We start from the raw sequence: 1,029 nt of genomic DNA, 5'->3' as shown, positions 1-1,029 counted from the left end.
TCCCACACCACCGGCCGCGGCGTGGACCAGCAGCGACTCACCGCGCCGGAGGCCCGCCAGCTCCCGCAACGCGTACAAGGCCGTCACGAACACGACCGGAACGGAGGCGGCCTCGGTGAAGGACCAGCCGTCCGGGATCCGCACCAGGGTGCGGTGGTCGACCACGGCCAGCGGCCCGAAACCGCCCTCCCACAGCCCCATCACGCGGTCGCCGACGGCGAGGGAGGTCACACCGGGACCGGTGGCCACGACCACACCGGCCCCCTCGCCACCCATCATGGCCTCACCCGGATACATGCCGAGCGAGATCAGGACATCGCGGAAGTTCAGGCCCGTGGCCCGCACCGCGACCCGCACCTCGTGCTCACCGAGTTCGCCGGTGGCGTCCGTGGCCGTGGCCAGCGCCAGCCCCTCCAGCGTGCCCGTTCCGGACGCCTCCAGCCGCCACGCCTCCGCGTCAGCCGGCGGCGTCAGCACACCCCTCGCGGCACCGGAGCCCAGACGCGGCACCAGCATCTCGGCGCCGCGCACCGCGACCTGCGGTTCCCCGGTGGACACCGCCTGGTGCGCCAGGGCCAGCGACTCCTCGCCGCCGTCCACGTCCAGCAGAACGAACCGGTCCGGATTCTCCGCCTGCGCCGACCGCACCAGCCCCCACACCGGGGCCGCCGCCAGGTCACGCGGGTCCACACCGTCCTCGGTCGCCATCGCACCCCGGGTCACGAGCACCAGCCGCGCCTCGGCGAACCGGTCCTCCGCCAGCCATGCCCGCACCATGTCCAGGGTCTGGTGGGCCACCGCCCGCGTCGCCGGAACGACGTCCTCGCCGGGGGCGGAGGAGACGGTCACGAACACCAGGTTCGGCAGCGGAGCGCCCGAGGCCACATGCGCCGCGAGAGCAGCCAGGTCGGCATGTTCCTCCACCGAACCGTCGGCCGCCTTCAACGCCCGGGCCAGGCCGAAGACATCGGGCCCTGCCACGGCACACCGATCCGTCGCGGGGACCGGGGCGGCAGTGGACGCCGCGAC

Annotated in this window: 1 protein-coding gene; it reads right to left on the bottom strand. The window is 74.2% G+C overall.

All coding sequences use genetic code 11. The features are described 5' to 3' along the window. The coding region (locus tag NP777_RS48370; RefSeq protein WP_256656326.1) for a SpnB-like Rossmann fold domain-containing protein at positions 1-981 on the bottom strand (981 nt) is incomplete at its 3' end. Between the last annotated feature and the right edge of the window lie 48 nt (positions 982-1,029).

Origin of the sequence: Streptomyces rugosispiralis (assembly GCF_024505145.1) — a bacterium.
In the GTDB taxonomy this organism is placed as follows: Bacteria; Actinomycetota; Actinomycetes; order Streptomycetales; family Streptomycetaceae; genus Streptomyces; species Streptomyces rugosispiralis.
The sequence above is the reverse complement of the archived record's forward strand: the minus strand, read 5'-3'. Positions and strand labels throughout refer to the sequence as shown.